The 25,965-nt window shown below is 51.3% G+C and carries 29 protein-coding genes and 1 riboswitch; of the genes, 15 read left to right on the plus strand and 14 right to left on the minus strand.

Annotated elements, in window-relative coordinates:
• Positions 1–15 precede the first annotated feature (15 nt).
• Together AC3ITF_RS08920 and AC3ITF_RS08925 are read right to left on the minus strand one after the other, a co-directional pair.
• Complete coding sequence (locus AC3ITF_RS08920; protein WP_115258187.1) at positions 16–672, minus strand: carbon-nitrogen hydrolase family protein; 657 nt, start codon at positions 670–672, stop codon at positions 16–18.
• 106 nt (positions 673–778) lie between these two features.
• The gene (locus tag AC3ITF_RS08925; RefSeq protein WP_489176349.1) at positions 779–1,003 is read right to left on the minus strand and encodes a DNA polymerase III subunit theta; all 225 of its coding nucleotides are present in this window, start codon (positions 1,001–1,003) and stop codon (positions 779–781) included.
• Positions 1,004–1,147: 144 nt separating this feature from the next.
• Here AC3ITF_RS08925 and yobA point away from each other — a divergent pair, with 144 nt between their 5' ends.
• The 4 genes from yobA (at position 1,148) to pphA (ending at position 3,809) form a co-directional block, all read left to right on the plus strand.
• A complete protein-coding gene (gene yobA / locus AC3ITF_RS08930) occupies positions 1,148–1,522 on the plus strand; it encodes a CopC domain-containing protein YobA (RefSeq protein ID WP_489176350.1) in 375 nt (124 codons plus the stop codon).
• Positions 1,523–1,526: 4 nt separating this feature from the next.
• Complete coding sequence (gene copD, locus AC3ITF_RS08935) at positions 1,527–2,399, plus strand: copper homeostasis membrane protein CopD (protein ID WP_115258190.1); 873 nt, start codon at positions 1,527–1,529, stop codon at positions 2,397–2,399.
• A gap of 16 nt (positions 2,400–2,415) precedes the next feature.
• Positions 2,416–2,754, plus strand: coding sequence for a YebY family protein (locus tag AC3ITF_RS08940; protein ID WP_181491268.1), 339 nt, complete (start codon positions 2,416–2,418; stop codon positions 2,752–2,754).
• Positions 2,755–3,167: 413 nt separating this feature from the next.
• Complete coding sequence (pphA, locus tag AC3ITF_RS08945; RefSeq protein ID WP_146716932.1) at positions 3,168–3,809, plus strand: protein-serine/threonine phosphatase; 642 nt, start codon at positions 3,168–3,170, stop codon at positions 3,807–3,809.
• Here the strand turns inward: pphA and AC3ITF_RS08950 are convergent, their stop codons facing one another.
• The 5 genes from AC3ITF_RS08950 to yebS all read right to left on the minus strand — a co-directional run bounded on the left by AC3ITF_RS08950 (position 3,810) and on the right by yebS (position 9,826).
• Positions 3,810–4,001, minus strand: a complete 192-nt coding sequence (locus tag AC3ITF_RS08950) for a YdfD/YebW family protein (protein WP_045444034.1) — start codon at positions 3,999–4,001, stop codon at positions 3,810–3,812.
• A 102-nt stretch (positions 4,002–4,103) separates the two neighbouring features.
• Positions 4,104–4,340, minus strand: a complete 237-nt coding sequence (locus AC3ITF_RS08955) for a YebV family protein (protein ID WP_489176438.1) — start codon at positions 4,338–4,340, stop codon at positions 4,104–4,106.
• 100 nt (positions 4,341–4,440) lie between these two features.
• Entirely contained in the window at positions 4,441–5,829 is a 1,389-nt protein-coding gene (gene rsmF / locus AC3ITF_RS08960; protein WP_208642064.1) for a 16S rRNA (cytosine(1407)-C(5))-methyltransferase RsmF, read from the minus strand.
• A gap of 111 nt (positions 5,830–5,940) precedes the next feature.
• The gene (locus tag AC3ITF_RS08965) at positions 5,941–8,574 is read right to left on the minus strand and encodes a PqiB family protein (RefSeq protein ID WP_117342936.1); all 2,634 of its coding nucleotides are present in this window, start codon (positions 8,572–8,574) and stop codon (positions 5,941–5,943) included.
• Positions 8,543–9,826 (minus strand): membrane integrity lipid transport subunit YebS, encoded by a 1,284-nt coding sequence (gene yebS, locus AC3ITF_RS08970; RefSeq protein ID WP_096756695.1) that lies wholly within the window; start codon positions 9,824–9,826, stop codon positions 8,543–8,545. The genes AC3ITF_RS08965 and yebS overlap by 32 nt, the downstream gene beginning before the upstream one ends.
• Before the next feature lie 128 nt (positions 9,827–9,954).
• On the opposite strand from yebS, the gene AC3ITF_RS08975 reads away from it, so the two are divergent.
• The 4 genes from AC3ITF_RS08975 to htpX all read left to right on the plus strand — a co-directional run bounded on the left by AC3ITF_RS08975 (position 9,955) and on the right by htpX (position 14,377).
• Positions 9,955–10,452: a GAF domain-containing protein gene (locus AC3ITF_RS08975; protein ID WP_096756696.1), complete on the plus strand. Its 498-nt coding sequence runs from the start codon at positions 9,955–9,957 to the stop codon at positions 10,450–10,452.
• Positions 10,453–10,548: 96 nt separating this feature from the next.
• Complete coding sequence (gene proQ / locus AC3ITF_RS08980; protein WP_096756697.1) at positions 10,549–11,235, plus strand: RNA chaperone ProQ; 687 nt, start codon at positions 10,549–10,551, stop codon at positions 11,233–11,235.
• A 19-nt stretch (positions 11,236–11,254) separates the two neighbouring features.
• Entirely contained in the window at positions 11,255–13,303 is a 2,049-nt protein-coding gene (prc, locus tag AC3ITF_RS08985; protein WP_096756698.1) for a carboxy terminal-processing peptidase, read from the plus strand.
• 192 nt (positions 13,304–13,495) lie between these two features.
• Complete coding sequence (gene htpX / locus AC3ITF_RS08990) at positions 13,496–14,377, plus strand: protease HtpX (protein ID WP_096756699.1); 882 nt, start codon at positions 13,496–13,498, stop codon at positions 14,375–14,377.
• 49 nt (positions 14,378–14,426) lie between these two features.
• Here htpX and AC3ITF_RS08995 read toward each other — a convergent pair whose 3' ends face one another.
• Entirely contained in the window at positions 14,427–15,800 is a 1,374-nt protein-coding gene (locus AC3ITF_RS08995) for an MFS transporter (protein ID WP_137362928.1), read from the minus strand.
• Positions 15,801–15,975: 175 nt separating this feature from the next.
• Here AC3ITF_RS08995 and kdgR point away from each other — a divergent pair, with 175 nt between their 5' ends.
• Positions 15,976–16,767, plus strand: coding sequence for a DNA-binding transcriptional regulator KdgR (kdgR, locus tag AC3ITF_RS09000; protein ID WP_096756701.1), 792 nt, complete (start codon positions 15,976–15,978; stop codon positions 16,765–16,767).
• Positions 16,768–16,880: 113 nt separating this feature from the next.
• Here the strand turns inward: kdgR and AC3ITF_RS09005 are convergent, their stop codons facing one another.
• Entirely contained in the window at positions 16,881–17,120 is a 240-nt protein-coding gene (locus AC3ITF_RS09005; RefSeq protein WP_096756702.1) for a YobH family protein, read from the minus strand.
• 163 nt (positions 17,121–17,283) lie between these two features.
• On the opposite strand from AC3ITF_RS09005, the gene mgrB reads away from it, so the two are divergent.
• The 6 genes from mgrB (at position 17,284) to rlmA (ending at position 21,626) form a co-directional block, all read left to right on the plus strand.
• On the plus strand, positions 17,284–17,427 hold the full coding sequence (gene mgrB, locus AC3ITF_RS09010) for a PhoP/PhoQ regulatory lipoprotein MgrB (RefSeq protein ID WP_115258239.1): 144 nt from the start codon (positions 17,284–17,286) through the stop codon (positions 17,425–17,427).
• Positions 17,428–17,501: 74 nt separating this feature from the next.
• Positions 17,502–17,783 (plus strand): YebO family protein, encoded by a 282-nt coding sequence (locus AC3ITF_RS09015; RefSeq protein WP_117342933.1) that lies wholly within the window; start codon positions 17,502–17,504, stop codon positions 17,781–17,783.
• Positions 17,784–18,422: 639 nt separating this feature from the next.
• Positions 18,423–18,566: a DUF2627 domain-containing protein gene (locus AC3ITF_RS09020; protein WP_003034983.1), complete on the plus strand. Its 144-nt coding sequence runs from the start codon at positions 18,423–18,425 to the stop codon at positions 18,564–18,566.
• Positions 18,567–18,578: 12 nt separating this feature from the next.
• Positions 18,579–18,788, plus strand: coding sequence for a transcription antiterminator/RNA stability regulator CspE (gene cspE / locus AC3ITF_RS09025; protein ID WP_001062678.1), 210 nt, complete (start codon positions 18,579–18,581; stop codon positions 18,786–18,788).
• A 219-nt stretch (positions 18,789–19,007) separates the two neighbouring features.
• Positions 19,008–20,753 carry a peptidoglycan glycosyltransferase FtsI gene (gene ftsI, locus AC3ITF_RS09030; protein WP_181596615.1) on the plus strand — a complete coding sequence of 582 codons (1,746 nt, stop codon included), beginning with the start codon at positions 19,008–19,010 and terminating at the stop codon, positions 20,751–20,753.
• A 63-nt stretch (positions 20,754–20,816) separates the two neighbouring features.
• The gene (rlmA, locus tag AC3ITF_RS09035) at positions 20,817–21,626 is read left to right on the plus strand and encodes a 23S rRNA (guanine(745)-N(1))-methyltransferase (protein ID WP_182038216.1); all 810 of its coding nucleotides are present in this window, start codon (positions 20,817–20,819) and stop codon (positions 21,624–21,626) included.
• Here the strand turns inward: rlmA and mntP are convergent.
• The 5 genes from mntP to manX form a co-directional block, all read right to left on the minus strand.
• Complete coding sequence (gene mntP, locus AC3ITF_RS09040) at positions 21,623–22,189, minus strand: manganese efflux pump MntP (protein WP_020996621.1); 567 nt, start codon at positions 22,187–22,189, stop codon at positions 21,623–21,625. The genes rlmA and mntP overlap by 4 nt on opposite strands.
• A gap of 116 nt (positions 22,190–22,305) precedes the next feature.
• A riboswitch (yybP-ykoY riboswitch) is annotated at positions 22,306–22,406 on the minus strand.
• Between the two features lie 197 nt (positions 22,407–22,603).
• Positions 22,604–23,062, minus strand: coding sequence for a DUF986 family protein (locus AC3ITF_RS09045; protein WP_096756707.1), 459 nt, complete (start codon positions 23,060–23,062; stop codon positions 22,604–22,606).
• 61 nt (positions 23,063–23,123) lie between these two features.
• Positions 23,124–23,975 (minus strand): PTS mannose transporter subunit IID, encoded by an 852-nt coding sequence (locus AC3ITF_RS09050; RefSeq protein ID WP_096756708.1) that lies wholly within the window; start codon positions 23,973–23,975, stop codon positions 23,124–23,126.
• Between the two features lie 12 nt (positions 23,976–23,987).
• Positions 23,988–24,788 carry a PTS mannose/fructose/sorbose transporter subunit IIC gene (locus AC3ITF_RS09055; RefSeq protein ID WP_096756709.1) on the minus strand — a complete coding sequence of 267 codons (801 nt, stop codon included), beginning with the start codon at positions 24,786–24,788 and terminating at the stop codon, positions 23,988–23,990.
• Positions 24,789–24,846: 58 nt separating this feature from the next.
• Positions 24,847–25,809: a PTS mannose transporter subunit IIAB gene (gene manX / locus AC3ITF_RS09060; protein ID WP_096756710.1), complete on the minus strand. Its 963-nt coding sequence runs from the start codon at positions 25,807–25,809 to the stop codon at positions 24,847–24,849.
• Positions 25,810–25,965 lie beyond the last annotated feature (156 nt).

Below are 25,965 nucleotides of genomic sequence, written 5' to 3' on the forward strand. Positions count from 1 at the left end.
CCTGGCCGAAAACGCCTAGCGTAATGGAATGATATCGCCTTGCCAACCCTGAGAGGTGCGCTTGCCGGTTAAGAGCAGTGAGCCGCTGTCCGCGCGAACAATTAAACGGCCCCGTTCATCCCATAATGCGCTGCTTCCGCGCGCATTGGCCATCAGTACCGCAATGGCGAACTGATGCGAGAAACGTTGCAGGCGAGAGGTTGATGAGAGAAGTTCAGATTCGCTGACGCACTGGCAGGTGGTAAACAGTGAAAACGCAGGATCAATATCGATGCCTTCTGGCTGGCTGTCGACAACGCTAATGGTATTTCGCTGTCTGGCAATACAAGCCCCATGGCTCTGGTGGAACATTAAGGGGGCGGTCATCCACGGCGAAAAAAGCGCCATACCTTTCACAAAACGTTCGTTATGTTCAACCGGCAATCCCACAATAATGGTCATGCGATACGTCGCCGCGGCGTGGGCGAGGGGCTGCAACAGAGATTCATCGGGTGGGGCTGGCAGCTCATCGCTTTCATCCATACAACCTAATAGAGAAAGGGAGGGGAAAACCAGCAATTCACATTGGCATTTGGCCGCCGCCCTGATGAATTGCAGGTGATGGGCGACGTGTTCAGTTAGTGAGGTTTGAAGCGGTTCATACTGCGCTGCGGCAATTTTCCAGTGTGACATAATGACTTCCTTTTCATAGTGTCTACAATCATCTCTAAAGTATAGATTAAGAATATACTTATACTGTAGCAGTCATCATGTAAGGAATCGTAACGTATTATAAGGTTTATTTAACTTTCGGCTCGTAAGGTAAACGTGAGAGGGAAACGGACGCTAAACGATGCGCAATTAACCGTTCACGAAACCAGTCTCGCAGGTGTGCGGGTTGCTCACGTTCGACGACTTCGGCAAAAACAGGCATATTATAGCGCTCTTTAAAGGCGACACCAGCGGCGGCCAGGTCAACATTGACCTTATCCATTTCAGATTGTTCGAGTTTGGCCAGATTCATGCGTTTCTCCTTATAGGTATCCCGTAGCGCGCAAAAGTTACTAAGAGTGTGCGCTAATGGCAAGCCTGAATTGATGATTCTCGACTCGTTCATTGTAGAAGGTTATTCTCTATAGATTAGACATAACAAAAAGGAATAGTTGATATGGCTTCATCTGCATCCTCACTTCGCTTTGCTCTCATCGCTCTCGTCTCCACGTTGATTTCTCCTGCCGCACTGGCACATGCACACCTGACGCAACTAAATCCGGCGGCGAATGCGCAGATTACCGCGTCTCCTAAGGCGCTGACCCTGAATTTTTCAGAGGGCGTTGAACCTGCATTCAGCGGTGCAACGCTGACAGGCCCACAGCAGCAGCCGATTAAAACGGGTAAGGCGACGCGTAATGAGCAGGATAAGACGCAACTGATCGTTCCTGTGGAACAATCGCTGGACGCCGGAAAATATACGGTTGACTGGCACGTTGTGTCGGTAGACGGTCACAAAACCAAAGGACACTATACCTTTAGCGTGAAATAAAACGATGCTGGCATTCACCTGGGTTACGCTGCGGTTTATCCATTTCACCTCTTTAATGCTGGTATTTGGCTGTGCGCTGTACGGCGCCTGGTTGGCACCTGTTTCGGTACGACGTTTAATGATGCGCCGTTTTATGCGCCTGCAACGCCATGCTGCGATGTGGAGCTTTATCAGCGCGACGCTGATGCTGGCTGTCCAGGGGGGATTAATGGGGTCCGGCTGGCAGGATGTTTTCTCCGTTGATATATGGGGAGCAGTCCTGCAAACGCAGTTTGGCGGCGTATGGCTGTGGCAAATTATCCTCGCTCTGGTTACGCTGGTGGTGACCCTCATTGTGCCGCGCAGTATGTCACGACTGCTGCTGATGCTGACGATTGCGCAGTGTATTTTATTAGCCGGTGTCGGACATGCGACGCTGCATGACGGCGCAACGCGGGCGGTGCAGCAGCTTAATCACGCTCTGCATCTGGTCTGCGCCGCTGCCTGGTTTGGCGGCTTGCTGCCCGTTCTTTACTGTATGAGAATGGCGCAAGGCCGCTGGCAACAACAGGCGATCGCCACCATGATGCGTTTTTCCCGCTTTGGGCATCTTTTCGTAATTGGCGTCTTGCTGACGGGCATCACCAACGGCCTGTTTATTGTCGGATTATCCTTTCCCTGGCATGCAGCCTATGGGCAACTTCTGTTGTTAAAATGTGTGCTGGTCGCGCTAATGGTGGCGATTGCGCTGGCGAACCGGTATGTTCTCGTACCACGTATGCAGCAGGATAATCGCTGCATGACTCTCTATTTTATTTGGATGACTAAGATTGAATGGGGAATAGGGGCCGTCGTGCTGGCAATCGTCAGCCTGTTTGCAACCCTGGAACCGTTCTGATGGACTGGCAAAACGTATGAAAAAATTGATTATCTCTGTGTTACTGCTGGCAAGTTCAGGAGCTGCATTGGCCGCGCCGCAGGTTATTACCGTCAGTCGCTTTGAGGTTGGCAAAGACAAGTGGGCGTTTAATCGCGAAGAAGTGATGCTGACGTGCCGACCGGGTAATGCGCTGTATGTCATCAACCCCAGCACGCTGGTGCAATACCCGCTGAACGATATTGCCAGACAGCAGGTAGCAAGCGGTAAAACGACCGCCAAACCGATCGACATTATCCAGATTGACGATCCGGCAAAGCCTGGCGACAAAATGAGCCTGGCCCCGTTTATTGAGCGTGCAGAAAAGCTCTGTTAATTGTCAGATGTAGCTTTCTGATTTCCAATAAAAAACCGCAACGTTCTGGCTGCAGAACTTGCGGTTTTTGCATTCTAGCGGGTGACAATCGTCCTTTTTTTCAGGCCACTTTGGTCGCGGACTGGAAAACCTGGCGCTGTCATCTATTCTTAAATGGCAGGGTAACTTAGCCTGCATTAATGCCAACTTTTAGCGCACGGCTCTCTCCCAAGAGCCATTTCCCTGGACCGAATACAGGAATCGTATTCGGTCTCTTTTTATCTGTCGAATACGATGCCGTCCAGGACAAAACACTGCGTGTCGCATGCTGTATTCTTCCCAAACCATACCATACTCCGCCCCTCAATCGTCCAGGCTTTTTTGCTGCTATTGTTAAATTATTATAAGGGCGATCGCTCTATCCGGGAGGTCGAATGGAACACCCTGATGCTGTCTACCAGAGAATAGAAGGTACGCGTTGGCGCCACGTCTGGGTGGTGGGGGATCTCCACGGCTGTTTTTCCATGTTGATGGCTAAATTGCGCCAGTGCCGTTTTGATCCGTGGCAGGATCTGCTGGTTTCAGTCGGTGATGTGATTGACCGTGGACCAGACAGTTTGCGCTGTCTGGTGTTATTGCGTAAAAACTGGATGGTAGCGGTCAGGGGGAATCATGAGCAGATGGCGCTGGATGCGCTGACAACGGGAGAACAGTTGCTGTGGCAAATGAACGGGGGAGAGTGGTTTACCCATGCCGTGCAACCGGCGGCGAGGCATGCGCTTGAGGCGTGTCAGCAATTACCCTGGATTGTGGAACTGCGCTGTCAGAATGGTGTGCATGTTATTGCCCATGCCGATTACCCGGATGATGAATATCAATGGCAAAAGCATGTCGATTTACAGCGGGTATTGTGGGATCGCTCGCGGTTGATGAACAAAAGTGGCGGAATTGGTGGCGCGGACCATTTCTGGTTTGGTCATACGCCGCTGCGCCATCGTCTGGACGTTGATAACCTGCACTATATCGATACCGGTGCGGTATTCGGCGGCGAGCTAACGATGGTGCAATTACAATAATCAAAAATCGCTATATTCCTGCGCAGGTCGCCAGAAGCTGTCGATGTAGCCATCTGCTGGCAGGCATCCGCCATTGCGAATCCGCTGATCGTCCATCGAAATAAGGCACTGCTGTTCCGTATTGTAGACATCGACCACGATATCTTCACAACCGCCATCCAGGTAGCAAACAAAAAGAACCAGCGTGAACATTCCATCCCCAAATTATACTGCCGTACCGATAGTGTAGAAGAGGTTACTGCGTGGGGGAAATGAAGACATAAATAACCCGTCTGGCGACGGGTTCTTTTTGAATCAGGCAAAACGCATGATCCAGGCATCTGACTTACGATCGTAGTGCTCGCGGAATAGAACAGAATGTTCGCCATTAAGGAGGGCCGGGATGCTAGTATCGGCATCCCAGGCGTCCAGTTGCATACATAAATCCGGATCGGATTTACACGGAATGGTTAACGTTCGGTCTCCCGGCGATTCGCCGTGTAACTCGGCGTCGTCGATTTCAAAAGCGCCAATGCGCACACTGGTTTTCATCATCGTGCTCTCCGTCAATTTGCTGGTTGTGGTACGACCAGTTAGGCCGTCCATTTTTCAGCGTAGTCAACGTGAGCAAAAGCGCCAGTAAAAACGTGCGTTATCCTGTAAAGAGTTTGCCATCCCGGACAAGATCGCGTGGATAGCTGTTCTTCAACCGTGAACCAATCCGTTTTGCCAGCCCAATCGGCTGGTGCTGGAAGGTGACCAGCACGTCGTCGCTGGCAGGCGCGGTCTGCGGGTAGACATCTCTGCCGCGATACCACTCTTCTGCTTCTTCAAGGTTCAGTTCGAACGCGTTGCGGTGATGTGGGTTGGCGAGAGCGATGACGGCCTCATGTTGCCAGCGGTACCCTTTATTGTGGGTTTCAGCCAGCTTAATCCCGAGGCGGGAAAACCGCACTTTACCAATCAGTGATTCAATCTCAACAGGGAATAGCCAGACTTCTTTATCACGCTGCCAGAGGCGAAGATTGTCTTCCCATTGTAATCCGCTGGCGTTTGCCGCCGCGGTGATTTGTGCGGTTTCACGACCTTTCAATGGGCTGAACGGGAAATTGCCGACCTTATATTTAGGGGCAGGCAGAGGAGGGATAGCGGCTGTTTTTCGCAAACGGGCAACAAAGAATCCTTCGCAGTCGTAAATTTGCGGGAAGACATGCAGAAAACCTTCTGGCGTCAGCGCGCGTTCAGCATCCGGGAATAAATCACCTAATGGGAGAAACTCCACGGCGTCCGGATAGGTTTCTAGCAGCCACTGCATGACGAGTTCATTTTCATCACGGTTCAGCGTACAGGTGGAATACACCAGCGTGCCGCCAGGGCGTAAAGCATGAAATGCGCTGTCGAGCAGTTCGCGCTGGGTGGCGGCAATCTCAAGATTACTGGCGACGGACCAGTTTTTCAGCGCATCGGGATCTTTACGCACCACGCCTTCACCGGAGCACGGTGCGTCCAGTAGGATGGCATCGAAAGATTCTGGCAACGCTGCGCCAAATACGCGTCCGTCAAAGTGGGTGAGGGCAACGTTAGCGATCCCACAGCGGCTGATATTGGCATGCAGCACTTTAACGCGACTGGCGGAAAACTCATTGGCCAGGATCGCGCCCTTATTCTTCATTTTTGCGGCGATTTGCGTGGTTTTTGAACCCGGCGCGGCGGCTACGTCCATTACCCGATCCGGAGTATTCCCTTCGGCAAACAGCGCGGCAACCGGCAGCATTGAACTGGCTTCCTGAATATAAAACAGCCCACTTAAATGCTCGGCGGTGCTGCCCAGTGGGACTGACTGCTCTTCGTCACGCTCGATCCAGAACCCTTCTTCACACCAGGGGATCGGCGTGAGCGACCAGCCGTAAGGTGCCGTTAAGGCGAGGAAATCGGCAACGGAGATTTTCAGCGTATTGACACGAATGCTGCGTCGTAACGGACGCTGGCAGGCGGCGAGAAAATCATCGAAAGAGAGCGTGGAAGGCATTGCTTCCCGCATTTGAGTCAGAAAGGCGTCAGGAAAATAAGCCACTTGGTACCACCGGAAAAAAAACAGGCGCGCAGTGTAGCATATTTGCTCCGGCGCGAGTACGCCGGAGCAGGAGGGTCATTAACGCGGCAGGGCGGTTCCCCATTCACGCCACTCTTTGGGTTCGCTTTCCAGCAACAGGAAGTGTTTTCCAGCCTGTGCTTTTGGTGCCAGTGGCGTACCCGGTGGAGTGGCGAAGGCAATACCGCCGCGAATGAACTGATTAAAGGTCCCGGTTTTCACCACGCCGCCGGTCAGGCCGAAGTCGAGGTTGTAGCCGGATGCCAGCCAGAACACGGAGTTATTACGCACCAGATGCTGATAGCGCTGGCTGATGCGCATGGCAATCATTACGCGGTCAGAAAGCGAACCCAGCGTCAGCCCGGTGACGGTACCCACCTCGATACCTCTGAACAGAACCGGAGTGCCGATATTCAGCGACCCGGCTTCCGGCGCTTCGACCACGATGCTCAGGCCATCAAGATAACGCGAGTCGGTAATAGTGGCTTCCTGTAGCTCAAAATCACGGCGTGGATTCCCGCGACCCGGCTCCACGTTAATATAAGGCTGCAAGATGGTATCGAGGTGCTCAACACCTGCTGCAGAGATTTGCGGGGTAATTACCGAGAAGCGTGTCCCGCTGCGCGCAAAGGTCTGGACATATTCCGGGTACAGTACCGCTTTCGCCTGCACTTCATTGCGTGCGGTGATGAGTTCCAGGGTTTGGATCTGACCAATATCGATGCCAAGATAGCGAATTGGCATGCCCGCGGCGAGCTTACCGGCGTCAAAGGCGTGCAGGGTAATTTGGCCGCCTACCGCACGTGCGGCGGTTTCAGAAGCGTACAGAATCCGCTTGTCACCTTTACGTTGGCTGGCGCTGGCACCGCTCAGGTTGTCGAAGCTAATTGCCCCTTTTAGCGCGCGAGATAACGGAGAAGCCTGTACGGTCAGTCCGCTACCGTTAAGTTGAACTTTTGCGCCGCCTTCTGCCCAGAACACGCTGTTGTTGGTTAACAGGTTGCGGTATTCCGGTTTGATGTGCAGGTCGATATCAAACGCATCGGCGCGAGGGCGCACGCTAATCACTTCACCCACTTCGAATTTACGGTACAGCACCACTGAACCGGCCTGAACGTCAGGCAACGTTTCGGCGCGCAGGCTGAGCGTGGTGGTCGGCAGATCGCTCAGGCTGTTTTCAATCGCTTTCTCCAGGTTGGCATAAAGCGGATAGCTGGTTTTCATTTCACCTTTGGTGCCGGGTAAAATACGAATACCGCCGCTAATCCATTCGCTGGCACTGGCTCCTAAGAACTCCACGCCGTCAATGCCTACTTTGACGTCAACCCGACTGTTGACCACAAATTTGCTGTCACCTTGTACCAGGTCGCGATGCTGGGGTTCGATGGCAACAGTAAAGGAAACGCCTTTGCTGGACAGCGTACGTTCAATCACTTGTCCAACCTGGACACCATGCAGGATCAGCGGTTGACCCGCCTCAATGCCGTAGCTTTCCGGTGCAGTCAGGGTGAGCGTCATCACACCTGGATCATGCAATAAGGATTTTTCGCCGGGAACTACTACAAACTGACTGCGAGGTTCGCCCTCGCCGGGGACCAGTTCGAAGGTTTTACCGGTTAACAGCGAACTGAGGTTTGCATCGCTCAACGACAATTTGGGGCTGCGCAGTTCAATGCGCGTATTGTCCCGCAGCAACGAGACGACGCTCGGATCCACCGTCATTTCGCCGGTGACTTTGCCTCCTGGGATAAGTTCCAGTTTCGTCAGTTCGCCGACCTCCAGGCCCTGGTACATCAGCGATGTGGACCCTGCTTTTAGCCCATCACCGCTGGGTAATTCCAGCTTGACGATCACGCCGCGCTGGCTGTGGGCAAGATCTTGATACAGACCAAATGTATCGTCGGCAACAGCGGGCTGTGAATCTTCCGGTGAGTCAAAGGCGATGGCACCATTCACCAGTGCGGCCAGACTTTCCAGCTTAACCTTCGCCCCACTGAGGCTGATATCCGCATTGACCCCAGACACGTTCCAGAAACGGCTGCCTTTTTTGACCAGATTAGTAAATCGGCGCTCAATGAGCACATCGATGGTTACGCCCTGATTATTGGGGTTAATGGTGTAGTCATATACCCTGCCTACCGGTATTTTGCGGAAATATACCAGCGAGCCGCTGTTCAGGGAGCCGAGGTCAGGTGCATGCAGATGCAACATTAAATCGCCGTTATTCAGGCGATACTTGGGCTGCGTATCCAGGGCGACGAAATGATCTCTCGGCTCTCCGGTTCCGGGCATCATTCCGATATAGTTTCCGCCAACCAGTGCGTCGAGGCCGGAAACGCCTGCCAGCGAGGCTTTTGGCGTCACCAGCCAGAACTGCGTATCTTTACGCAGGGCATCTTTCATGCTGGCCTTGATGCTGACGCGAACTTCAATCTTACGCAGATTTTTGCTGAGACTGATATCCTGCACCGTGCCAACTTCGACACCCTGATAGCGAACAGGCGTCCGGCCCGGCACAATACCATCTGCAGACATAAAGTCGATGGTAACGGTGTTGCCGCGGTCTTCATAGCTTCCCCAGATCAGCCACCCGGCGATCATCAGGGCGATGAACGGTAGCAGCCAGAATGGAGAAATGCGGCGTTTTGTTTTAATCTGCGCTTCAGTCTGCGAAGCGGGCGTTTCCTGACTCATGTGCATCCCAAAGTAAGCGGCTGTCCAGCCATTCCACAGCAAGAATAGTCAAAATTACCGCTGCGCCGAAATAAAACGCAGCCGGTCCCATAGTAAAAGCCAGTATCTGGTCGCGATTAATCAGCGACATGGTTAAGGCAATAACAAACAGATCCAACATTGACCAGCGGCCAATCCACGTCACTATGCGCAGTAGCAGAATGCGCGTGCGTAAGCCCTGTTCACATTTAAAATGGATGCTAATCAATAGGGTAAGCATCACGATCACTTTGGTGAAAGGCACCAAAATACTGGCGATAAAGACGATTGCCGCGACACCAACATTGCTGCTTGCCAGCGACATAATGCCGGACAGGATCGTGTCTTCCTGCCGGGATCCGTTAACGTAAATAACCGAGATGGGCAGCAGATTAGCAGGCAGCAGCAGGACAATCGAGGCCAGCAGCGCGGCCCAGCACTTTTGTATGCTTTGATTCCTGCGCCAGCGCAACGGAATATGGCAACGCGGGCAGCGACTGCGGGTGTCCGGATAGCCTGTAAAATGGCAGCCGAGGCACACGCGAAGCTGTTCATCGGGGCGCCGTGCGGGTCTTTGCGGGTAAAAACGGTCCCACAACTGTTCCACGTTGAGGTGCGACAGCGTCAGAATACTGAGGATCACCAGCGCAAGAAAAGCATACAGTCCCACGCCCGGCAGCAGGAAAGCGTAGTCCTGCACTTTGATCGACGCGACGCCGATACCGACCAGGTAAATGTCGAGCATGACCCACTCTTTGAGCCTTTCCAGCATCAGCAGGACCGGGCGCAGGTTCATACCGAGAATGTTGCCTAACCACAGATAAGCAATGGACGAGACAAGTATTATCGGCGCGCCCATCACGCAAAAGAGCACGAAGGAGGCGGTGAGTGGATCACCCTGGCGGGTCATTTGCCAGATCCCCTGAACCACATTGGCGTCAATACGAATGCCTAATAAAAAGATGTGTAACAGCGGCTCTCCCCAGGCAAAAGGCATCAGCAGCAGCATGGTGAAGGCCATTGCCGCCAGCCGTGTTAATGACCAGTCGCGTCCGTCACGAATTTTTGCCTGACAGCGGGGACAGTATGCACTTTGGTGCGAACGCATTTTCGGCAAGCTAAATAGCATGTCGCATTCGGGGCAACGCTGGTAGTGCGCACGGGGTAGCGCCTCACCGACGGACCTGATCGCTATTTTTTTGGATGGCTTGATGCGTGGAGTATTTAGGGCCATGTATCGCGGATCAAAGTGTTAGAGTAATGTTATCTTAACCCATGACGGGAATGATCTTGAGCATTAACGCATTTAATGTTTATTTTAGTAGGCTGCAGTTTTAAGTAAGACAACTAAGTGATTACATAATGAACAAAATAGAGCTATACACGGATCTGAACCGTGATTTTCGCGCATTGATGGCAGGTGAAACCAGTTTTCTGGCAACGTTGGCAAATACCAGCGCCTTGTTGTACGAACGTCTTTCAGAAGTGAACTGGGCTGGTTTTTATCTGCTCGAAAACGACACGCTGGTGCTCGGTCCCTTCCAGGGAAAGATCGCCTGTGTGCGTATCCCTGTTGGGCGTGGCGTGTGTGGTACAGCGGTGGCGCAGAACCAGGTTCAGCGCATTGAAGACGTTCACGCCTTTGACGGGCATATTGCTTGCGATGCCGCCAGCAATGCTGAAATCGTCCTGCCAATCATGGTTGAAAATCAGATAATCGGCGTGCTGGATATTGATAGCACAGCGTTTGGCCGCTTTACTGAAGAGGATGAACAGGGGCTGCGTACGCTTGTGGCACAGCTTGAAACCGTGCTTGCAATGACGGATTACAAAAAATTCTTTGCGACCGTCGCAGGATAATCAACGGATAACGTAGCAATTACTGATGACGTCATTATAATGACGCCTGTTCATGCCTGCGCTTGTTGGCTACGTCCGTTGTAATCAGGAAATTTCATGGAAAATCAACCTAAGTTGAATAGCAGTAAAGAAGTTATCGCGTTTCTGGCCGAACGCTTCCCGCAATGTTTTAGTGCGGAAGGCGAAGCGCGCCCGCTGAAAATTGGCATTTTTCAGGATCTGGTAGAGCGTGTTGAGGGTGAAATGAACCTCAGCAAGACACAGCTTCGTTCTGCCTTACGTCTCTACACTTCAAGCTGGCGCTATCTGTATGGCGTTAAGCTGGGCGCAACGCGTGTCGATCTCGACGGCAACCCATGCGGTGAGCTGGATGAGCAACACGTCGAACATGCGCGCAAACAGCTTGAAGAGGCAAAAGCCCGCGTTCAGGCACAGCGTGCCGAGCAACAGGCGAAAAAACGCGAAGCGGCAGCTGCTGCGGGTGAAAAAGACGGCGCACCGCGTCGCGAGCGTAAGCCGCGTCCTGCTCCGCGTCGTAAAGAAGGTGCAGAGCGTAAACCTCGCGCTGAAAAACCGGCCGCTCAAGCACCGCGTGCTCCTCGCGAAGAACAGCATACCCCAGTGTCTGATATTTCAGTGCTGAAGGTAGGGCAGTCTTTAAAGGTGAAAGCAGGTAATAATGCGATGGATGCCACCGTATTAGAAATCACCAAAGATGGCGTCCGTGTACAGCTGAATTCGGGTATGTCTTTGATTGTACGCGCAGAACACTTGGTGTTCTGAAACGGAGGCCTGGCCTGGCATGAACACTTTTTTTAGGCTTACTGCGTTAGCTGGTCTGCTTGCATTAGCAGGCCAGGCACTCGCTGTGGAAGACATCACGCGTGCCGATCAACTCCCCATACTGAAGGAAGAAACGCAGCACGCGACGGTGAGCGAACGTGTCACATCGCGTTTTACGCGTTCTCATTATCGCCAGTTCGATCTGGATCAGGCGTTTTCGGCAAAAATTTTTGACCGCTATCTGAATCTGCTCGACTACAGCCATAACGTGCTGTTAGCGAGCGATATAGAGCAGTTTGCTAAAAAGAAAACCGTCATCGGTGATGAACTGCGCACGGGCAAGCTGGATGTCTTTTACGATCTCTACAATCTGGCGCAAAAGCGCCGGTTTGAACGTTACCAGTACGCGTTAAGCGTGCTGGCGCGTCCAATGGATTTCACCGGTAACGACACGTTTAACCTCGATCGCAGCAAGGCCCCATGGCCAAAAAGCGAAGCCGAGCTAAACGCATTGTGGGACGGTAAGGTTAAATTCGATGAACTTAGCCTGAAACTGACCGGTAAAACCGATGCTGAAATTCGTGAAACGCTGACCCGTCGTTACAAATTTGCTATTCGCCGTCTGGCGCAGACTAACAGTGAAGATGTGTTCTCACTGGCGATGACGGCGTTTGCGCGTGAAATCGATCCGCATACCAACTACCTGTCTCCGCGGAATACCGAACAGTTCAATACCGAAATGAGCCTGTCTCTGGAAGGTATTGGCGCGGTTCTGCAAATGGATGATGACTATACCGTTATTAATTCAATGGTAGCGGGTGGTCCGGCAGCCAAAAGCAAGGCGATAAGCGTAGGCGATCGTATTGTTGGCGTCGGCCAGGCTGGTAAAGGCGTCGTTGATGTGATTGGCTGGCGTCTCGATGACGTTGTCGCGCTGATCAAAGGACCAAAGGGTAGCAAGGTTCGCCTTGAAATCCTGCCTGCCGGTAAAGGCACCAAGACACGTACCGTTACGCTAACGCGTGAACGTATTCGTCTGGAAGACCGTGCTGTTAAAATGTCGGTCAAAACCGTTGGCAAAGAAAAAGTCGGTGTGCTCGATATTCCCGGTTTCTACGTTGGCTTGACGGATGACGTTAAAGTTCAGCTGCAGAAGCTGGAAAAACAGAATGTTAGCAGCGTGATCATCGATTTGCGCACTAACGGTGGTGGTGCACTGACCGAAGCCGTATCGCTTTCCGGTCTGTTTATTCCTTCTGGCCCTGTTGTTCAGGTTCGCGACAATAACGGTAAAGTGCGCGAAGACAGTGATACCGACGGCGTTGTTTACTATAAAGGCCCGCTGGTGGTGCTGGTTGACCGTTTCAGTGCTTCTGCTTCTGAGATTTTTGCCGCGGCAATGCAGGATTACGGCCGTGCGTTAATCGTCGGGGAACCGACCTTTGGTAAAGGCACCGTGCAGCAGTACCGTTCTCTGAACCGTATCTACGATCAGATGCTGCGTCCGGAATGGCCAGCGCTGGGTTCCGTTCAGTACACTATCCAGAAATTCTACCGTGTTAACGGTGGCAGCACGCAACGTAAGGGCGTGACGCCGGATATCATCATGCCGACAGGCAATGAAGAAACTGAAACCGGTGAGAAGTTCGAAGATAACGCCTTACCGTGGGATAGCGTTGATGCTGCAACCTATGCGAAGTCAGATAATTTAACGCCGTTTGGTCCTGAATTACTGAAAGAACATAATGCGCGTATCGTTAAAGATCCTGAGTTCCAGTACATCATGAAGGATATTGCTCGTTTCAATGCCCTGAAAGATAAGCGCAACATAGCGTCTCTGAATTACGCTCAGCGTGAGAAAGAGAATAACGAAGATGATGCCCTGCGTCTGGCGCGTATCAACGATCGCTTGAAGCGTGAAGGTAAACCGCCGCTGAAGAAACTGGACGATCTGCCGAAGGATTACCAGGAGCCGGATCCGTATCTCGATGAGACGGTGAAAATCGCGCTCGACCTGGCGCGTCTTGAAAAAGACAAGCCAGCGGAACAGTCTGCGACCAAACAGTAATATCCAACAGGCACAAGAAATTGTGCCTGTTTTTTTAACAAGCGTATGAAGTCGTCAGTCTGATACGGTAAAATGTAAAGTTGTGTCTTTCTACTGACTTAGCACGTATGCATGCTTGAAAATAGCCGTAAGACCCATACGATATGGGTAATCGCATAGTGCGTTTTGTTAAACTGAGGTTAAAAGAAAATTATGATGCGAATCGCGCTCTTCCTGCTGACGAACCTGGCTGTGATGGTCGTTTTCGGGCTGGTATTGAGCCTGACAGGGATTCAGTCAAGCAGCGTTCAAGGCTTGTTGATTATGGCTCTGCTGTTTGGTTTTGGTGGTTCCTTTATTTCGCTGCTGATGTCCAAATGGATGGCGTTAAAGTCCGTTGGTGGGGAAGTAATTGAACAGCCCCGTAATGAAAGAGAACGCTGGCTGATGAATACTGTAGCAACTCAGGCTCGTCAGGCTGGGATCGCTATGCCGCAGGTGGCTATTTACCATGCGCCAGATATTAACGCGTTTGCGACCGGCGCTCGCCGGGATGCGTCGCTGGTGGCTGTCAGCACCGGCTTGTTGCAAAACATGAGTCCCGATGAAGCCGAAGCCGTTATCGCACATGAAATTAGCCACATTGCCAATGGCGATATGGTTACCATGACGCTGATCCAGGGCGTGGTGAACACCTTTGTTATCTTTATCTCACGTATTCTGGCGCAACTCGCCGCCGGCTTTATGGGCGGAAACCGTGAAGAAGGTGAGGGTAGCAACGGCAACCCGCTAATCTATTTCGCGGTAGCGACGGTGCTGGAGCTGGTGTTTGGTATTCTGGCGAGCATTATTACCATGTGGTTCTCACGTCATCGTGAATTCCATGCGGATGCAGGCTCTGCCAAACTGGTGGGTCGTGAGAAAATGATTGCTGCGCTGCAGCGGCTGAAAACCAGCTATGAGCCGCAGGAAGCAACCAGCATGATGGCCTTCTGCATCAACGGTAAATCTAAGTCGCTGAGTGAGCTGTTTATGACTCACCCGCCGCTGGATAAGCGTATTGAAGCGCTGCGCAGTGGGGAATACCTGAAATAACCCGCAGCAGGTTAAATAATGAAGAAGCGCGTCGTTAGACGCGCTTTTTTTACGCCTGAATCCGAGGTTGGGTGATCCGCAGTCCGCTGACAATAGCGGCAAGCGTCGCCAGAATGCCAGCCGCCAGCAGAGACATGTGGGTACCGCTGTCGCCAAACTGATTCAACATCAACGCCACTAACGCGGCACCGGTGCTTTGACCCAGTAAACGCGCCGTTCCCAGCATCCCGCTTGCGCCACCGCTGCGTTCACGCGGCGCGGAAGTGATGATGGTATGGTTGTTTGGTGACTGGAACAGACCAAAGCCAGCACCGCACAGAATCATCGGCCAGATAATATTGAAGTCCGACGGGGCGGAGGGCAGCAACACCAGAGAAAATAACCCGCACGCCATCACTACCATGCCTAATGCCCCTAAAAGCCCGGCGTGGACGCGCTCAATCAGGTAACCCGCCAGCGGTGCCATAACCATGGTGGCCAGCGGCCATGGAGTCAACAACAGACCTGTTTCAACTTCACTACGACCCAACACGGTTTGTAAAAAGAAGGGGAGAGAGACCATGGCCAACATTTGCGCGCAGAATGAACAGATCGAGGTGCCGATGGAGAGCGAAAAAAGCGGTATGCGTAGTAGATCAACCGGTAACAGCGGTACCGGTAGTGACAGCTGTCGACGGACAAAGAAATATCCCACCACGATCAGTCCCGCCAGTTCAGCCCCGATTAGCGTGAGTGACTGTCCCTGGGCAAACCCACTGAGTGCAGTTATCAGCAAACCGAACGTTAACGCATTCATCACCGCGCTGGGTAAATCAAAACGGGGTTTATTGCTGCGTGCAGCGTTTGCGGGCAAAAAGCGCATAGCCAGCAGTAGAGCAATAATCCCAAGCGGTACGTTAATCAAAAACAACCATTTCCATGAGGCAATAGAGAGGATCGCCGCGGCAATAGTCGGACCTGCAGCAGACGAGACCGCCACGATGAATGAATTAATACCCATTCCGCGCCCCAGTTGGCGTTGAGGGTAAATAAGCCGGATCAGCGCCGTATTCACGCTCATTAATGCGGCTCCACCAAACCCTTGTGCCACGCGCGCCAGCGTGAGCATCTGCAGGGAATCTGATAATGCGCAGAAGAGAGATGCGAGCAGAAAAACGACCAGTCCGCATTTATAAATACGTCGGTAGCCAAACATGTCGCCCAAAAAAGAAAATGAGAGTAGTGAAACCACTATCGCAATTTGATAGGCATTAACGACCCAAATTGAACTGGCGGGGGAGGCCTGAAGATCGGCGGCAATCGTCGGCAGGGCAACATTGGCAATTGCACCATCCAGTACGGCCATCGAAATACCCATAATAATGGTTAATATTGCGCCATATCGTTGGGGCAGCGGCAGGCCATCGGCCTGAAATTTATCCATAGGAAGTCAATATTGTCGGAAATTATGATGAGAATAATAATTTTAGCATTGATATTCAGGTGTTATGTCGCAGATTTGTAACTAAGTGGGCAAAGATGGATTGCGAGCATCGGTACGTGAAATTATAATAAAAACCGGTTCTGATTTTTATAAAACACTCGTAATGAGGTGATAAATGGCTATCGCAGATCTGGATAAACAACCCGATTCTGTTTCTTCCGTGCTGAAGGTTTTTGGCATTCTGCAGGCGCTGGGTGAAGAGCGCGAAATTGGTATAACCGAATTGTCGCAACGCGTCATGATGTCTAAAAGCACCGTTTATCGCTTTTTACAGACCATGAAAACGCTGGGTTATGTGGCACAGGAAGGTGAGTCTGAGAAATACTCTCTGACCCTGAAACTGTTTGAACTGGGCGCTCGTGCGTTGCAAAACGTCGATCTGATCCGTAGCGCTGATATTCAGATGCGTGAACTGTCGCGTTTAACTAAAGAGACGGTCCACCTCGGTGCGCTGGACGAAGACAGCATTGTCTACATCCATAAAATCGACTCGATGTACAATTTACGCATGTATTCTCGCGTTGGACGTCGTAACCCGTTATACAGCACGGCGATCGGTAAAGTACTGCTGGCATGGCGTGACCGTGACGAAGTAAAACAGATTCTTGAAGGCGTGGAATACAAACGCAGCACCGACCGTACGATCACCAGCACTGATGAGTTGCTGCTGCTGCTGGATAAAGTGCGTGAGCAAGGCTACGGTGAAGACAACGAAGAGCAGGAAGAAGGACTGCGCTGCATCGGCGTTCCGGTCTTTGATCGTTTCGGTGTGGTCATCGCAGGTTTGAGTATTTCATTCCCGACTCTGCGTTTTTCTGAAGAGCGTTTACACGAATATGTCGAAATGCTGCACACGGCTGCGCGAAAAATTTCAGAACAAATGGGTTATAACGATTATCCATTCTGATTTGATTTATACGCAATAGGTCAAAAGCCCCAGGTATTTTGTACCGGGGCTTTTTAAATGAGCAAAATTAATACAAGCTGACACCAATAACAGGTAATTTTCTTGCTTCAATATTAACCGTTATCGACAATGACGGTGCTTTTCCTTAACAGGGGACAGTCCGACAAGCCGATGATACCGCTGCTGGTATGTACGTACTGTGCGGTGCTGGTGCCCCGTGCCGTCAGGTACTTGCATTGCAGACCCAGTCCTGCTGCGTTCTCCTTACTCCCTATCAGCACGCCATAGCCACTCAGTAATAAACCAATCCAAACCAGAGCCAGCAATACAATTGCGCGAATAATCAGACGCATTACAACCTCTTATCTTTTCTCGTTATTATAAAATTAGCTTGTACACTGAATGAAACAAGTGAATCATTCCTAAAAATATTTATGCCGCTAAGGTTAACGTTGGGTTTAGGTAACGCATGATAATTTAGTCGCATAAGATGTGGATTCGGAGAGTGGAGTTGGAGTGAAAAAAATTCGGTGGGTGGTGCTGATCATTGTCGTACTGGTATGCATACTGATGTGGGCGCAGGTGTTCAACATCATGTGCGATCAGGACGTACAATTTTTCAACGGAATTTGTGCCATCAATAAATTTATTCCCTGGTAAGCGCATTTTAGCAACAGTTGATTACCTTCTTGTGCGGCAGTGGTAAACTACGCTGTCTACATTGAGGTGGTAAAATGAACGAAGTTTTGAACTCTGGCGCGCTAAGTTTTGCGTCTTTAGTGGTATCGGTGGTGGTTCTGGTTATCGGGCTTGTGCTGTGGTTCTTCATCAATCGGGCAAGCTCACGAACTAATGAGCAGATCGAGTTACTTGAAGCGTTGTTAGATCAACAAAAACGACAGAACGCATTGCTTCGTCGTCTTTGTGAAGCTAACGAACCTGAAAAAGCCGCAGAACCTGCAGTGAAAAACCAGGATGAAGATGAAAGTATCATTCGCCTGGTAGCAGAACGTTAGTCAACTGAAAGACAGGGTGGGCGTCTGATGACGCTGTTCTCAGATATTCCATCCTGTCGTTAACCCTGTCATATCATTTTCTTCTGCGACCTCCACGCGGTTCGCGCGGTGAACTGTCGATAACGTTCTTCCATCAATTCATGTTGGCCGATTAATTCTGTGCCTGTACGTGGTGTTAAATATAATTACCCATACGTTAATAATATGATTATGCCATTTTTGTGATAGTGATCGTTTTTATTATCAGCGAAACGTTTCTCTTACTTTTTTTGTGCTTTGTCATCATTCTTTCATTATTTTTCTGCAAAACCAGAAGACGGATCTCATTTTTACCGTTGTGACAAATTATGCATTACTAAGCATAAAAAATGATATTCAGCACACGGTGCATCAGTGAGTCTGGAACAACCTCACAAGGTGAGCTATGGTAGACATGTCGCGGCTGCTGCGTATGCCAGCCGGGGCAGGGCGGGAGCGGTGAGAATATATCCAGACTCGGTCTGGCGCATAACTGTGCAGTTGTCGTGAGATGAACTTCGGGATTTGTGCGACCGATCGAGACACGTTTAAAAATGGCTTGCCATTATTATCGTTGTATGTGATAACACGTTTTGGGTTAAACGAGGTACAGTTCTGTTTATGTGTGGCATTTTCAGTAAAGAAGTCCTGAGTAAACACGTTGACGTTGAATACCGCTTCTCTGCCGAACCTTATATTAGTGCCTCAAGCAGTAATGTCTCAGTTTTATCTATGTTATGCCTGCGGGCGAAGAAAATACTCTAAGGAATTTTGCAAATGGCAAAGATTAAAGGTCAAGTTAAGTGGTTCAACGAGTCTAAAGGTTTTGGTTTCATTACTCCTGCTGATGGCAGCAAAGATGTGTTCGTACACTTCTCTGCAATCCAGGGTAACGGCTTCAAAACTCTGGCTGAAGGCCAGAACGTTGAGTTCGAAATTCAGGACGGCCAGAAAGGTCCGGCTGCTGTTAACGTAACAGCTATCTGATCGAAACCACTGATTTGAAGCGCTCAGGCGCAGCAATTTCAGATATAAAGCCTCGCATTTGCGGGGCTTTTTAATTCAGATTACGTCAAAGTATTTCAAAATGCCGTCCCATTAGCGCTTTGTTGCAAAGGCGTGATATTCGTAGCATTCTTTTCCCCGCTTTCTTTCGCTAATTCTCGTTAAATCAGTCACCTGAAAAACTATCTTGCTGGAGAACAGGTGAAAAAGAAAAACGACGGCGATGCACGCAATTTTACTCCCGTACGTTTTGCCCTGCTTTGCGCGGCAATTTTATTGAGTCTGGGGCTGCTCCTTGGCAGGGTTGCGTGGTTGCAAATCGTCACGCCGACCAGTCTGGTGAAGCAGGAGGACATGCGCTCATTACGTGAAGTAACGACGGCATCACCGCGTGGAATGATTACCGACAGAGAAGGGCGACCGTTGGCGGTGAGCGTACCGGTTAATGCTGTCTGGGCCGATCCTAAGACGATTATTAGCAAAGGTGGTGTCGGGTATAACGAGCGCTGGCAAGCGTTGGCAAAAACGTTGAATTTGTCGCTTAGCGCACTGGCGGAACGCGTTAATAGTAACCCCGCCGGACGGTTTATCTACCTGGCGCGCCAGATTTCACCCCAACAGGCGCAGTGGGTTGATAATCTGAATCTTCCGGGGATTAATCTTCGCGAAGAGTCCCGTCGTTTCTATCCCGCCGGTCACGTTGCCGCGAATTTGATTGGCTTCACCAATATTGATGGCCAGGGTATTGAAGGGGTAGAGAAAAGCTTCAATAGCCAGTTGATGGGCAAACCCGGCTCGCGGTTGGTGCGTAAAGACAAATTTGGTCATGTGATTGAGAACATCACGGAAGTGATGCCGGTACCCGCACATGAGTTGCAGCTCAGCATCGATGAACGCTTGCAGACGGTCACCGAGGATGCGCTGGACAATGCTGTGACGTGGAATAAAGCCGAGTCAGGGGCGGCGGTACTGATCAACATCGCCACTGGGGAAATATTGTCGATGGCGAGTTTCCCGGATTTCAACCCCAATAACCGCGACGGTGCGGTGCTGGACGATTTTCGTAACCGCGCGATCAGCGATACCTTTGAGCCAGGATCTACCGTTAAGCCGTTGGTGCTTATGACTGCCCTGCAACAGGGAATTGTACAGCCCGACAGCGTGATTGATACCCACCCCTTTAATCTTGACGGGCACCGTATTCGCGATGTTGGCTATTATCCTGAGTTGTCGCTGACCGGTATTTTGCAAAAATCGAGCGATACCGGCGTGTCACATTTATCATTAGCTATGCCCATTCAGCGATTGTTGGACACCTACAAGAGCTTTGGTTTTGGCGAACCGACAGGTCTAGGGTTGACTGGCGAAAGCAGCGGCTTAATGCCTCAGAGACGTTACTGGAGCAGTTTGGATCGCGCAACCTTTGCCTTCGGCTACGGATTAATGGTCACGCCGCTACAGTTGGCGCACGTTTACGCCACCATTGGCAGTTTTGGCATCTATCGACCGCTGTCCATCACCCGTATCGATCCGCCGGTAATAGGCCGACGCGTCATGTCTGAGGCGTTAGTTCATCAGGTTGAGCATATGATGGAAAGCGTTGCGCTGCCCGGCGGTGGGGGAACAAAGGCTGCGGTACGAGATTATCGCGTGGCGGTAAAAACCGGGACGGCAAAGAAAATTGGCGATGACGGCAAATATGTCGATAAATACGTGGCATACACGGCGGGCGTGGCTCCGGCAAGCGATCCGAAGTTTGCGCTGGTTGTGGTTATCAACAACCCGCAAAATGGGGCGTATTACGGTGGTGCCGTATCGGCCCCCGTCTTTAGTCAGATAATGGGGGATGTACTGCGTCTGGAAAACGTTAAACCGGATGGCATGCCCGCTGACTCGGAACACTTGCTGGTAATGCACGGTAATAACGGCGTCTCTCCGGCGCTGTAAGTTATTTTCCCAGGGCGCAATTCGCGTTACACTTGCGCCCTGAAGCCATCTGCCGGAGTTGTCATGTTGTTTTCCTGTCCCCTTTGCCATCAGCCTCTTACTCAAGATAACAACAGTTTTGCCTGCCCTGGGCGGCATCAGTTTGATGTGGCGAAAGAAGGGTATGTCAACTTACTGCCTGTTCAACACAAACGCTCGCGCGATCCAGGTGACAGTGCGGAAATGATGCAGGCACGTCGGGAATTTCTCGATGCCGGCCACTATCAGCCGCTGCGTGAGGCGATTGTGAATGTTCTCCAGGAAACGTTAACGCCAGGTGACGCGGCAATTCTCGACATCGGCTGTGGGGAAGGGTATTACACGCACGCGTTTGCCGATGCGCTGGCAGGAAGTGTGACCTTTGGTCTGGATGTCTCGAAGGTGGCGATCAAGGCCGCAGCAAGGCGTTATCCGCAGGTGACATTTTGTGTTGCGTCAAGTCATCGGCTGCCTTTTGCCGATGCTTCAATGGATGCCATTGTCAGGATCTACGCCCCCTGTAAAGCTCTGGAACTGGCGCGCGTGGTGAAGCCGGGTGGGTGGGTGATCACGGCCACGCCGGGCCCGCGCCATTTAATGGAGCTGAAAGGGCTGATTTACGATGAGGTGCGTTTGCATGCGCCACACACGGAACAGCTGGAAGGCTTTGCTCTGCAGCAGAGTATCGCGTTGGGCTATCAGATGCAGCTTAGCGGTAGCGAGGCTGTGGCATTGCTGCAAATGACGCCTTTTGCCTGGCGGGCAAAACCGGAAGTCTGGGAAACGCTGGCGGGGAAAACGACATTTGACTGCCAGACAGACTTTAGTATTCATATCTGGCAGCGTGTGAATTAACCGTGGAAATGTGCCCAGAGGATCTGGGCACCGATACCAATTAGCACCACCCCGCCGAGAATTTCAGCACGTTTACCCAGCATGGGGCCGATAAAACGGCCGATCATCATCCCCAGCGTGGACATAATTAGCGTGGCACAGCCGATAGCCAGCGCGGTGGCAATAATGTTCACCTGCAGGAAAGCCAGACCGACGCCGACGGCCATCGCATCGAGGCTGGTGGCAATGGCGGTGGTCACCAACAGCCAGAAACCGTGGCGACGCTGCGGCTCTTCATCTTCATCACCGTTATCACGGAAACCTTCGATTATCATTCGTCCACCGAGAAAAATCAGCAGGATGAAGGCAATCCAGTGGTTCCACTCGAGTACGAATTTACTCGCCAGCATGCCCATACCCCAACCAATCAGCGGGGTCAGCGTTTCGACAGCGCCGAAAATTAAGCCAGTGCGCAGAGCTTCAGAGAATTTAGGTTTGTGTAGCGTAGCACCTTTACCAATTGATGCGGCGAATGCATCCATCGACATGCCGAAAGCGAGAAGAACAGTAGCGGTGAGATTCATAACAGCGTCCTGACCGGGGTATCCATTAAACACATCACTGCCCCCAGTAACCATGCACGCCCAAACACGCAGTTCAGGAGACATGCATTGCAGTTGATGTGTCTATGGTCTCGCCTGACTGTATGTTTACAGTCCGTACGCGCCACGCCTTGCGACGAGTATGTTGACACGTACATTTCCGGAGTCTGGAAATCGGCTACTCCCCAATGACGGGCGCAACCTTAACATATTTTGAGAATATAAAACAAGAAACGGGGGGATATTATTTGACATCTAATTGAAAACGATTTTCATTTAGATTTAATTGTCGGTAATGCGTTAAATTAAATAACAAAAAGAGAACGTGAATATAGCCTGTGCTATGTTTGTTTTACGTCAATATACAAATAACATAGTGCAGGCTATGTTTCTATATCATTGATTTGATATGAGAAGTTTATATATTCTCTCGAGGTCGTCTATATTTCGTACGCGGATCAGCAATCGCCGATGTTCTAATTGCATCACCAGTACGCCATCTTCCGACAAATTCATCTCTTTAATCCGGCTATATTCCACCCAAACATTGGCGAAGAAAAACCCTTTCTGTTTAAAGATGATTTTTGGCGTGCGGATCCAGAACAAATATATTCCCATCAATACCAGCGCACACAATAACCAGGTAGTGAATTGCGCCCCATGGCTGGTGACGTTGTTGTAGATGAGAATCGCGATCAATCCAATGAAGATAACGCTATCGACACGACTACGGGGCAGCAGGGGAACAGCAAGCAGAGTAGGGCCATTACGGCGGGGCATGATGAACTGATCGTAGATGGCAAACGCCAGCAGCGACAGGATAAAAAGAACCAGCACCAGGTCCGTGATAGTCATGAATCCTTAACCCTCTAAATAGAAAAACCGGGAGCAGAGCCCCCGGTATGGTATAGCAGTCTTACAGGCCGAGCAGACCGACAGCGTAACCCGCGATACCGATGACGAAGAAGCCAACGATAATCCACAGAGCGTTCACTTTCTTACGCAGCAGCCACATACAGGCGAAGGTCAGCAGCAGCGGTACCAGGCCCGGCATCAGCTGGTCAAGGATGGTCTGCACGGTGGTTACGCGAGTCTGACCATCCTGACCGGTGATGGTGGAAACCACCAGCGGGATGTTCACGTGCGTCCACTTATTCACCAGGGCCCCCATGACAAACAGGCCGAGGATTGACGCCCCCTCAGTCAGTTTCTGTAGGAAGCCGCCGCCCATATCTTTAACGATATCGACACCTTTACGATAACCGTAGGCCACACCGTAGTAGCGTGTTGCCAGACGTACCGCGTTGAACAAGATGAAGAACAACAGTGGGCCTAGCAGGCTGCCACTCATCGCGATACCCGCGCCGAGGGCGGCAAATACCGGACGCACGGTACCCCAGAAGATCGGGTCACCTACGCCTGCCAGCGGACCCATCAGACCGACTTTGATACCGTTGATGGCACCATCGTCAATCTCTGCGCCGTTAGCACGCTGTTCTTCCATCGCCAGCGTTACGCCAAGAACTGGTGCCGCAACATAAGGATGGGTGTTAAAGAATTCCAGGTGACGCTTAATAGCCTGCTTACGTGCGTCGTTGTTCTCCGGGTACAAACGGCGAATTGCCGGTATCATGGAGAAGCAAAAACCCAGCGCCTGCATACGTTCGAAGTTCCATGAACCCTGGAACAGGTTAGAACGAAGGAACACGCCACGAATGTCACTCGGAGTGAGTTTTTTCTCGGTGGTAGTTTTAGTCATATCAACCATTTCGCTCACCTGCTAGTCCAGTTCGTTATCAAGGTCATTGTTGCCAGCAGCTTGCGCTGGCGCACCCGCTACGCGGTTATATTTCGGGCTCAGCTGAATGTAGAGGATGGCCATAACTGCGCCAATCACACCCAGTGCAACCAGGTTAAAGTTGGTAAATGCTGCGGTGACGAAACCGAGGTAGAAGAACGGCATCAGGTAGCCTGCGCGCATCATGTTGATGACCATCGCATAACCCACGACGACGATCATACCGCCCGCGATGTTCAGGCCGCCGGTGACCACTTCAGGGATGGCGTTGAGCAGGCCCTGGACTTCACTGGTGCCGACAGAAATCGCCACGATAACCGCAGGGATCGCGATACGCATTGCCTGCAGGAACAGCGAGGACACATGCAGCCAGGAGAGCGCCGTCAAGTTGCCGCTCTCAGCCGCCTTATCCGCAGCGTGCTGGAAGGCGACGGTGATGGTACGAACGATGATAGTCAGAACCTGGCCAGCTGCTGCCAGCGGGATAGCCAGCGCGATACCGGCACCGATGCTTTGGTGACCTGCGATAACCAGAACGGTAGAAATAATTGAGGCCAGTGCGGCATCTGGTGCAACGGCGGCACCGATGTTCATCCAACCCAGCGCGATCATTTCCAGGGTACCACCGATGATAATACCGGTTTTCATGTCCCCGAGAACGGCGCCAATCAGCGTACAGGCCACCAACGGACGGTGGAACTGAAATTCATCGAGTACCGACTCCATACCCGCGATACATGCGACGATGAACACCAGCACAATCTGAAGAGTGGTAATCTCCATTGTACTTCTCCTATTGCTATACAGACTTAAGTGTGAAAACTAAGTAAATGCCAGCGGGTTATTTCGCTTTGGCAATCAAATCCATCATTTTCAGTTTCTGATCGGTAGAAACCTTACGGGCTTCGAGTTCAATGCCGCGTGCGTTGAGTTTCTTGAAGGCTTCGATGTCTTTTTCATCAACGGAAATCGCGTTGTTAACCTGCGTTTTACCCTGACGGAAAGCCATGCCACCAATGTTTACCGAGGTGATTTTTACGCCACCTTCCACGACACGTTCAACATCGGTCGGGTTGGTGAACAGCAGCATCACACGATCGCCTGCATATTTCGGGTTGTTGTAGACGCGGATCATTTTCGCGACATCCACCACGTGCGCCGTTACGCCTGGAGGCGCAACCTGCGTCAACAGCGTTTTACGCACCGTATCTGCGGCAACTTCATCGCTGACGACGATAATGCGCGTGACGTTGGTTTCTTTGGTCCAGCGGGTGGCTACCTGACCGTGGATTAAGCGGTCATCGATGCGTGCGAGGCCGATGTGCATATAATCGTTCGGACCCATCGGTTTAGCCGGTGCCGCTGCTTTTGCTGCAGCAACTGGGGCCGGAGCGGCTTTTTCTACCGGTTTTGCTTTCAGCGCTTTCACGCCTTCGCTACCGGTTTCTACTGCCAGTGCGACTAATTCATCAAAGCTTGGGTTGTCATCACGCGCCATAAAGGTTTCGACCAGCATGGGAATGTTCACGCCAGCGATCACTTCGTAATGCTCTTTGTCGACGACAATGCGGCTCGCAGCGTTGAACGGGCTGCCTCCCCATGTATCAACGAGAAATAGCACGCCTTTACTGGTATCGAGTTTTGCCAACTGAGCGTTGTACTTTTCGATCAGCGTTTCAGCATTTTCGCCTGGAACGAAATCGATCCAGCCGACGTTTTCCTGCTCGCCTAACAGCATTTCTGCTGTTTTAAGTAACTGCTCTGCAGCCCAACCATGTGTGCCTATTACAATAGCAATGGTCACTTGCTACCTCCTTTATTATCGTTAACACATCGACAACGAGATGTATTTTGAATCGTCGTCCGCAAGCGAATCGATTCAGATAAGGGTTACAATGAAAAACCTATGATTTTCGTGAATTATTTTAGATATCGAAAAAAATAATTTATGTGATGAAGA

It is taken from the genome of Citrobacter sp. KH_055_1 (assembly GCF_057838705.1).

Bases quoted from the DNA above. Each gene is read 5' to 3' on its own strand.
- AC3ITF_RS08920 (WP_115258187.1), bottom strand. From the start codon at position 672: ATGTCACACTGGAAAATTGCCGCAGCGCAGTATGAACCGCTTCAAACC.
- AC3ITF_RS08925 (WP_489176349.1), bottom strand. From the start codon at position 1,003: ATGAATCTGGCCAAACTCGAACAATCTGAAATGGATAAGGTCAATGTT.
- yobA (WP_489176350.1), top strand. From the start codon at position 1,148: ATGGCTTCATCTGCATCCTCACTTCGCTTTGCTCTCATCGCTCTCGTC.
- copD (WP_115258190.1), top strand. From the start codon at position 1,527: ATGCTGGCATTCACCTGGGTTACGCTGCGGTTTATCCATTTCACCTCT.
- AC3ITF_RS08940 (WP_181491268.1), top strand. From the start codon at position 2,416: ATGAAAAAATTGATTATCTCTGTGTTACTGCTGGCAAGTTCAGGAGCT.
- pphA (WP_146716932.1), top strand. From the start codon at position 3,168: ATGGAACACCCTGATGCTGTCTACCAGAGAATAGAAGGTACGCGTTGG.
- AC3ITF_RS08950 (WP_045444034.1), bottom strand. From the start codon at position 4,001: ATGTTCACGCTGGTTCTTTTTGTTTGCTACCTGGATGGCGGTTGTGAA.
- AC3ITF_RS08955 (WP_489176438.1), bottom strand. From the start codon at position 4,340: ATGAAAACCAGTGTGCGCATTGGCGCTTTTGAAATCGACGACGCCGAG.
- rsmF (WP_208642064.1), bottom strand. From the start codon at position 5,829: ATGCGGGAAGCAATGCCTTCCACGCTCTCTTTCGATGATTTTCTCGCC.
- AC3ITF_RS08965 (WP_117342936.1), bottom strand. From the start codon at position 8,574: ATGAGTCAGGAAACGCCCGCTTCGCAGACTGAAGCGCAGATTAAAACA.
- yebS (WP_096756695.1), bottom strand. From the start codon at position 9,826: ATGGCCCTAAATACTCCACGCATCAAGCCATCCAAAAAAATAGCGATC.
- AC3ITF_RS08975 (WP_096756696.1), top strand. From the start codon at position 9,955: ATGAACAAAATAGAGCTATACACGGATCTGAACCGTGATTTTCGCGCA.
- proQ (WP_096756697.1), top strand. From the start codon at position 10,549: ATGGAAAATCAACCTAAGTTGAATAGCAGTAAAGAAGTTATCGCGTTT.
- prc (WP_096756698.1), top strand. From the start codon at position 11,255: ATGAACACTTTTTTTAGGCTTACTGCGTTAGCTGGTCTGCTTGCATTA.
- htpX (WP_096756699.1), top strand. From the start codon at position 13,496: ATGATGCGAATCGCGCTCTTCCTGCTGACGAACCTGGCTGTGATGGTC.
- AC3ITF_RS08995 (WP_137362928.1), bottom strand. From the start codon at position 15,800: ATGGATAAATTTCAGGCCGATGGCCTGCCGCTGCCCCAACGATATGGC.
- kdgR (WP_096756701.1), top strand. From the start codon at position 15,976: ATGGCTATCGCAGATCTGGATAAACAACCCGATTCTGTTTCTTCCGTG.
- AC3ITF_RS09005 (WP_096756702.1), bottom strand. From the start codon at position 17,120: ATGCGTCTGATTATTCGCGCAATTGTATTGCTGGCTCTGGTTTGGATT.
- AC3ITF_RS09015 (WP_117342933.1), top strand. From the start codon at position 17,502: ATGAACGAAGTTTTGAACTCTGGCGCGCTAAGTTTTGCGTCTTTAGTG.
- AC3ITF_RS09020 (WP_003034983.1), top strand. From the start codon at position 18,423: ATGTGTGGCATTTTCAGTAAAGAAGTCCTGAGTAAACACGTTGACGTT.
- cspE (WP_001062678.1), top strand. From the start codon at position 18,579: ATGGCAAAGATTAAAGGTCAAGTTAAGTGGTTCAACGAGTCTAAAGGT.
- rlmA (WP_182038216.1), top strand. From the start codon at position 20,817: ATGTTGTTTTCCTGTCCCCTTTGCCATCAGCCTCTTACTCAAGATAAC.
- mntP (WP_020996621.1), bottom strand. From the start codon at position 22,189: ATGAATCTCACCGCTACTGTTCTTCTCGCTTTCGGCATGTCGATGGAT.
- AC3ITF_RS09045 (WP_096756707.1), bottom strand. From the start codon at position 23,062: ATGACTATCACGGACCTGGTGCTGGTTCTTTTTATCCTGTCGCTGCTG.
- AC3ITF_RS09050 (WP_096756708.1), bottom strand. From the start codon at position 23,975: ATGGTTGATATGACTAAAACTACCACCGAGAAAAAACTCACTCCGAGT.
- AC3ITF_RS09055 (WP_096756709.1), bottom strand. From the start codon at position 24,788: ATGGAGATTACCACTCTTCAGATTGTGCTGGTGTTCATCGTCGCATGT.